The organism is Allobosea robiniae (genome assembly GCF_900102525.1).
Taxonomy (GTDB): domain Bacteria; phylum Pseudomonadota; class Alphaproteobacteria; order Rhizobiales; family Beijerinckiaceae; genus Allobosea; species Allobosea robiniae.
On sequence record NZ_FNBZ01000015.1, the window covers coordinates 25700 to 32795 of the forward strand.

At 68.2% G+C, this 7096-nt stretch carries 7 protein-coding genes; 1 reads left to right on the forward strand and 6 read right to left on the reverse strand.

The window, feature by feature from the left end; genetic code table 11:
- Positions 1-2: 2 nt before the first annotated feature.
- From BLQ70_RS24865 to pobA, 3 genes are all read right to left on the reverse strand, one after another.
- Positions 3-866, reverse strand: a complete 864-nt coding sequence (locus BLQ70_RS24865; protein WP_091862903.1) for a branched-chain amino acid ABC transporter permease — start codon at positions 864-866, stop codon at positions 3-5.
- Positions 867-938: 72 nt separating this feature from the next.
- Positions 939-2132: an ABC transporter substrate-binding protein gene (locus tag BLQ70_RS24870; protein WP_091862906.1), complete on the reverse strand. Its 1194-nt coding sequence runs from the start codon at positions 2130-2132 to the stop codon at positions 939-941.
- A gap of 122 nt (positions 2133-2254) precedes the next feature.
- Positions 2255-3427, reverse strand: a complete 1173-nt coding sequence (pobA, locus tag BLQ70_RS24875) for a 4-hydroxybenzoate 3-monooxygenase (protein ID WP_091862908.1) — start codon at positions 3425-3427, stop codon at positions 2255-2257.
- A gap of 132 nt (positions 3428-3559) precedes the next feature.
- Here pobA and BLQ70_RS24880 point away from each other — a divergent pair, with 132 nt between their 5' ends.
- A complete protein-coding gene (locus BLQ70_RS24880) occupies positions 3560-4435 on the forward strand; it encodes a helix-turn-helix domain-containing protein (protein ID WP_091862910.1) in 876 nt (291 codons plus the stop codon).
- Positions 4436-4441: 6 nt separating this feature from the next.
- Here BLQ70_RS24880 and pcaDC read toward each other — a convergent pair whose 3' ends face one another.
- From pcaDC to BLQ70_RS24895, 3 genes are all read right to left on the reverse strand, one after another.
- Positions 4442-5623 carry a bifunctional 3-oxoadipate enol-lactonase/4-carboxymuconolactone decarboxylase PcaDC gene (gene pcaDC, locus BLQ70_RS26210; RefSeq protein ID WP_091862914.1) on the reverse strand — a complete coding sequence of 394 codons (1182 nt, stop codon included), beginning with the start codon at positions 5621-5623 and terminating at the stop codon, positions 4442-4444.
- A complete protein-coding gene (locus BLQ70_RS24890) occupies positions 5601-6731 on the reverse strand; it encodes a lyase family protein (RefSeq protein ID WP_210184353.1) in 1131 nt (376 codons plus the stop codon). The genes pcaDC and BLQ70_RS24890 overlap by 23 nt, the downstream gene beginning before the upstream one ends.
- Before the next feature lie 38 nt (positions 6732-6769).
- Positions 6770-7096, reverse strand: a 327-nt coding sequence (locus BLQ70_RS24895) for a CoA-transferase (RefSeq protein ID WP_280140848.1), incomplete at its 5' end; no start/stop codon positions are given.

Genomic DNA, 7096 nt, shown 5'->3' on the forward strand with positions numbered 1-7096 from the left:
ATTTACTGCGCCCGCCCCATCAGGCCGCGCGGGAAGGCGCAGACCACCAGGATCACCGCGAGATAGAAGAAGAAATTGCCGAAATCCGGCACGAGGTAGCGCGCGGTGACATCGATGGCGCCGAGCAGCAGGCAGGCCGCCAGCGCGCCGGCAATCGAGCCCGCGCCGCCGACCGAGACGACGACGAGGAAGGTCACCATGTAGCGCAGCGCGTAATAGGGCTCGATCGGCAGGAACTCGGCGCCGACCACGCCGCCGAAGGCGGCAAGCCCGATGGCCAGCGCGAAGCTCGCCGCATAGATGATCTCGGTGCGGATGCCGAGCGTCCGGGCCATCGGCGCGTTCTCGACGGCGGCGCGCAGATGGATGCCGAAGCCGGTGCGCTCGATCAGGAACCACAGGCCCCCGGCGACGACGAGGCCGCTCGCGATGACGAAGAGCCGGTGGCCGGCGATGCTGCGGAAGCCGAGGTCGACCGAGCGGGCGAGCTCTGCCGGCAGGGGAATGGTCTTCAGCGTCGGGCCGAAGAAATAGTTGGTGATGCCGATGACGCAGAAGGTGATGCCGATCGTCATCAGCACCTGAGAGAGCTCGCTACGATCATAGATGCGGCGATAGAGCAGCCGCTCCAGCGGCACGGCGATAATGACCGTGCCGATCATGGCGAGCACGATTGCGAAGGCATAGCCGAGGCCGAGATCGCGCGCCGCATAGGAGGCGATATAGCCACCGATCATGGCGAAGGCGCCATGGGCGAGGTTCACCACCCGCATCAGGCCCATGGTCAGCGACAGGCCGATGCAGATGATGAACAGCGCCATGCCATAGGCCAGCGCGTCCATGGCGATGCTCAGCGCGGTCTGCATGCTGCGGGCCTCGTCGAACGGGAGCGGAGGGCGGGAGCTCGCATGCTCCCGCCGCGTTTCAGGCTGAGGGTATTACTTCGCCAGGCCGGGGTCCTTCTGCTCCGGCACGCTGGCGATCTCCTTGTTGATCCAGCGGCCCTGGGCATCCTTCGCGACTTCGCGCAGATAGATCGTCTGGGTGATGTGGCGGGTCTCCGGATCGATCTTGACCGGGCCGCGCGGACTTTCCCAGCCGAGCCCCTTGACCGCCTCGACCGCCTTCTCGGCATCCTGCTTGCCGGCAGTGGCCGCGATCATCTTGGAGATCACGAACATCCCGTCATAGGCGCCGACCGCGGGGAAGGAGAGCAGATCGGGCGCACCGATCGCCTTCTCGGCTGCGGCGACGAAGCGCTTGTTGATCTCCGATTCATGCGAGACCGCATAGTGGAACGAGGTGATCAGGCCGGCCGCCGCCTCGCCCAGGGCCGGCAGGTCCGATTCCTGGGTCAGGTCGCCCGGCGCGAAGAGCTTGACGCCCGCCTTCTTCAGGCCGGTGTCGCTGAAGGCCTTGACGAAGCCGAGCGTCGGCGGGCCCGACGGCAGGAAGGCGAAGACGCCCTCGGCCCCGGCATCGCGAATGCGCTGCATGATCGGGCTGAACTCGGTGGTGTTGAGCGGGATGCGGATCGCTTCCTTGACCTCGCCGCCGGCCGCCTCGATCGCCTTCTTGAAGGCGCCCTCGGCATCGACGCCCGGGCCGTAATCGCTGACGATCGAGACGAATTTCTTGACGCCGCGCTCCACCGCCGCCTTGCCGAGCGGCGTCGTGGTCTGCCCCAGGGTGAAGGAGGTACGCACGACCAGCGGCGAGGAATTCATGATCGCCGAGGTCGCGGCGTTGAAGATCACCAGCGGGACATTGCCCTGCTTCAGCAGCGGGGTAATCGCCATCGCATCCGGCGTGAAATAGACGCCGCCGAGATACTGCACCTTGTCGCGGACGATCAACTCCTGCGCCAGCGCGCGGGCCTGCTGCGGATTGGCGGTCGGCAGGTCGCGATAGACCAGCTCGATATCGTGGCCGGCGACGGTCTTGCCGTTCTGGGCCAGCCAGGCCTCGGCGCCGGCCTGGAAATTCTTGCCCTGCAGGGCGAAGGGGCCGGAGAACGGCCCGATGATGCCGACCTTGATCGTATCGGCCCAGGCGGAAGCACTGAGCGTGAGCGCTCCGGCCAGCGCCAGCGCTCCGGCCGGCAGCAACCTGTTCAGGAAACCCTTGGTCATTCCATCTCCTCCCGATCCTGCCTGACTCGGCACTGCTTTAGCTCTTCGGGCCGGTCGCCGCCATGGCGCCAAGCCTCTTGTCGTCACCAACGCAATTTTCTGCCGCAAGGGCAAGACGGCCTTCAGTAGGGCAGGCCGACATAGTTCTCGGCGACGGCCGTCGCTGCCGCGCGCGAATGCACGAGATAATCGAACTCGGCCTGCTGAATGCGCTGATCGAAGCCGTCCCGCTCCGGGAAGCGATGCAGCAGGTTGGTCATCCACCAGGAGAAGCGCTCGGCTTTCCAGACGCGCGCGAGCGCCCGGGCCGAATAGCCGTCGAGCCCGGCATTCGAGCCCTCGCGATAATGCTCGCGAAAGGCGTCGAAGAGATAGCGCACGTCGCTGGCGGCGAGATTGAGGCCCTTGGCGCCGGTCGGCGGCACGATATGGGCGGCGTCGCCCGCCAGGAAGAGCCGGCCGAAACGCATCGGCTCGGCGACGAAAGAGCGCAACGGCGCGATGCTCTTCTCCAACGAGGGGCCGGTTATCACCGCTTCGGCGACCTCGGCCGGCAGGCGGCGGCGCAGTTCGTCGAAGAAGGCGTCGTCGGACCAGTTGCTCGCCTTCTCTTCGAGCGGGACCTGCACATAGTAGCGGCTGCGCTCGGCCGAGCGCATCGAGCAAAGCGCGAAGCCGCGTTCGTGATTGGCGTAGACCAGCTCATGAGCAGCCGGAGGTCTGTCGACCAGCAGGCCGAGCCAGCCGAAGGGATAGACGCGCTCGAAGGTTTGCAGGGAGCCCGCCGGGACGGAGGCGCGGGAGACGCCGTGATAGCCGTCGCAGCCGGCGATGAAATCGCAATGCAGCTCCTGCTGCTCCCCGTTCTCCTGGAAGGTCAGGCGCGGCGCGGCGCCGTCGAAATCATGGAGCGCGACGTTCTCGGCCTCGTAGACCGTGGGGCGGCCGAGCGCCTGTCGGGCTTCGATCAGGTCGCGCGTGACCTCGGTCTGGCCGTAGACGGTGACCGTCCTGCCGCCGCTCAGGTCTTTCAGATCGAGGCGATGGAGCGTGCCGCCGAAGGCGAGCGAGAAGCCGTCATGGACGAGGCCCTCGTGATCGAGCCGCTCGCCGACGCCAGCCTCGTGCAGGAGGTCGACCATGCCCTGTTCGAGCACGCCGGCACGGATGCGCGACAGCACGTAATCGGCGCTGCGCCGTTCGAGGATGATGTTGTCGATGCCGGCGCGCGACAGGAGCTGCCCGAGCAGCAATCCCGCGGGCCCCGCGCCGATGATTGCAACCTGCGTCCGCATTGTTCTTCTTTGCCTCCCGCGAAGCGATCGGCTTGCACCGTTCGATCCGCGTGAAGAGGCTAAGCCCTGACGGGCAGTTGACGGAATGGAGGAAACGCGCAGTGTCTTGGACAAATCGATCCTGAGGTCGGCATGCCCGCGACCATCGTCCCTGCTTATTGGCTCTATGGCGAGCGTCTGGCGGAACGCTTTCCTGACGCGCTCCATATCGAGCCGATCGTGGCGCGCAGTTCGCTCCATGGCTGGACGATCCAGCCGCATCTGCATCACGACCTCTTCCAGTTCTTCCTGGTCACGCAGGGCGGGGGGCGGACGCGCGTGGACGGGCGCGACCATCGGCTTGCGCCGGGCGCGGCCCTCCTGCTGCCACCCTCGACCATCCATGAATTCGCGTTTCTGGAAGATACGGACGGTTTCGTCGCCAGCGCGGCCGCGACCTCGCTGAGGCGGCTGTTCGAGAGCGAGCCGGAGGCGCGTTCGCTGCTCGGGGCGCCGGCCGTGCTGTCGGTGGCTGCGTCAGGCGCGCAGGCGACAATGCTCGAATCCCTGATGCAGCTTGCCATGCGCGAGTTTGCCGCCAACCTGCCGGCGCGCGAGTTTTCGCTCGGGGCCTATGCCGATCTCATCGCTTCCTGGTTCGTGCGGGCGATGCGCGGCGCGAAGGCCAGTGGCGAGCCGGCCAAGGACCCGCGCGCCGGGCTCGTGCGCCGTTTCGTCGAGCGCGTCGAGATGCGGTTCCAGCATCATGACTCGCTCGACGATCACGCGCGCGAACTCGGCGTCTCCGTGCCGCATCTGTCGCGCTCTTGCCGGGAGTTGCTCGGCCGTTCCGCCGCGCGGGTCATCCAGGACCGGTTGATGATCGAGGCGCGGCGCGACCTCGTCTATACCGCGATGTCGATCTCGCAGATCTCGTTCCGGCTCGGCTTCACCGATCCCGCCTATTTCTCGCGGTTCTTCGCCAAGCGGGCGGGCGTGTCGCCTTCGGATTACCGAGCGAAGGCCTGAGACGACTTACCCGGCCGCCTCGATCTCCTTCATTACCGCGGCGGCCTCGGCGAAGGCGCTGTTGCCGGCGGGGACGCCGGCATAGATCGCCGTCTGCATCAGCACCTCCTTGAGGTCGTCGCGGGTAAAGCCGCCGCGCGTCAGGCCGGCGCGGACATGGAGGCGGAATTCCTCCCAGCGGCCGAGGCTTGCGGTGATCGCCAGGACGAGCAGGCGGCGCGTACGGTCGTCGAGGCCGGGTCGGCTCCAGATCTCCTGCCAGGCGATGCGGGTGATCATCGCCTGGAAATCGGCATTGAACGGCGTGCGGTTGGCGAGCGATCGGTCGACCCAGTCGTCGCCGAGCACGCGGCGGCGGTTCTTGAGGCCGGCTTCGAACAGGGCTTCTGCCGCGTCCTGAGTATCCGGACCGGGCGAGAGGAAGGCGCGCAGGGCGCCGGCGAGCGTGGCGGGGGCTTCGAGCGGCGCGAGATGGCCGCAATCGAGCCGCTCAAGCGTCGCGCCAGGCATGGCGGCGAGAAGGTTCTCGCCATGGCCGGCGAAGGGCGTGGAAGCATCGCGCTCGCCGACGATCACGAGAGTCGGACAGGTGAGGCTGGGGATACGGTCGATCAGCTCCATGTCGCGAATCGCGGCGCCGGCTCCGGCATAGCCCTCGCTGTTCATGGCGACGAGGTTGCGCCGGACGCTCTCCGTGATGGCCGGCTGGCCGGCGGAGAAGGCGGGCGAGAGGAAGCGCTGCATGGCGAGATCGGCGATCGCCGCAGTGCCCCCGGTGCGGACCTTGGTGATCCGGTCCTGCCAGGCCGCCTTGTCCATGGTGGCGGAAGTGCAGATCAGCGCCAGCGCCGAGACGCGCTCGGGCCGGGACAGCGCCAGCTCCATCGCGATCATGCCGCCGAGCGAGACGCCGGCGATCGCGGCCTGCGGGATGCCGGCTGTGTCCATGACCGCGGCGACATCGTCGGCCAGAAGGGCGAGGGAATAGTCGCCCCCCGGCGCATCGGAGGCGCCATGGCCTCGCGTGTCGAGCCGCAGCACCCGGAAGGCGGTGAGCAGGGCGGGCATCGCCGCATCCCACAAACCGAGATCGGTGCCGATCGAGTTGAGCAGGACGAGGGCGGGCTTGTCGTCCGTGCCCTCGAGCTTCCAGTAGATGCGGGCGTCATTGCTCGCTGCGAAAGGCATCGTCCGTTCCTCGATCGTCTTGCGCGAGCAGAGTGGCGACCAAGCCTGCACTCTCGCCGATGTCGCTGCCGAGGCCGGCTGCCGCGAGATTGCGGGCGATGGCGGCCTCGTCGATCTCCAGCCCTTCCGCGACCGCCGCCATGGCATCGGCCGCGCCGGCGGCGAGCAGGAACAGTTCGGCCAGCGCCGGGCCTTCCGCCTGCCAGCCGCCGAGGCCGCGTTCCTGCTCGGCGGGGAGGCCTGCGAGGATGCCGGCAGCGAGGCCGGGTGCGCGCAGGCTGGCGGAGAGCGCGATCTGGCAGCCGGTCGGGTTGCGCTTATGCGCCATGGCGGATGAGCCGCCGCGGCCGGGGATCGCCGGCTCGCGGGCCTCCCCGATACCGTTCTGCGCGAGAAGCGAGACGTCGCGCGCCATCTTGCCGAGCGCGCCGATCGCAATGGCGAGCGCCGTCGCGATCCCGGCGATGCCCCCGCGGCGCGCGTGCCAGGGCGGTGCATCGGGCAGGTTAAGCGCCGCGGCGAGGCGGGCGGAGACAGCCGCGCTCTTGCCGGCGAGACCGGCACGCGAGCCGGCGGCACCGCCGAATTGCAAGGTCGCCCCTGTTTCCACTTCGCTGCGGAGGCGGCTCGCAGCTTCCGCCACACCGGCCTGCCAATGCGCGATGCGCAGGCCGAAGCCGATCGGCAATGCGTCCTGCAACAGCGTTCGGCCGATGGCGGGGGTTTCGGCATGGCGTCGCGCGTGGGTGGCCAGCGCTGCCGTGATGCGCGTCAGGTCGCGGTCGAGCAGGCTGCTCGCAGCACGAATCTGGCAGGCCAGAACGGTATCCGCGACATCCTGGCTGGTCGCGCCCTTGTGGAGGACCTTGGCCGCCTCGCCGCTCAGGGCGGCACGCAGGCGCGCCACCAAGGGAATCGCCAGCGTGCCGGCGAGCGCCGCTTCTTCCGCCAGCTTGGCGGGGTCGATCGTGATCGTGGCGCAGAGCACCGCGATCGTTTCGGCAGTCTCGGTGTCGATCAGACCCTCGGCTGCCTCGGCGCGTGCGAGTTCGGCCTCGAATGCGAGCGCAGAACGCAACGTGGCCGCGTCCGAGAACGCGGCCAGCATGGCTGGGGTCGTCGCCGGCCTGGAGCGAAGGAACCCGCTCACGCGGCCTTTGCGAGGCTTGGGGCGACGGTGAAGGGTGCGCCGGTCTTGGCCTTGACCTCGTCGAGCGTGACGCCTGGCGCGAGCTCGACCAGGGTCAGGCCGCCGCCGTTTTCCTTGGCGCAGCTCATCACGCAGAGATCGGTGACGATGAGGTCGACCACGCCAGCCCCGGTCAGCGGCAGCGTGCAGCGCTCCAGCACCTTGGATTCGCCCGCCTTGTTGGCGTGCTCCATCACGACGATGACCTTCTTGACGCCGGCGACCAGATCCATCGCGCCGCCCATGCCCTTCACCATCTTGCCGGGGATGGTCCAGTTGGCGAT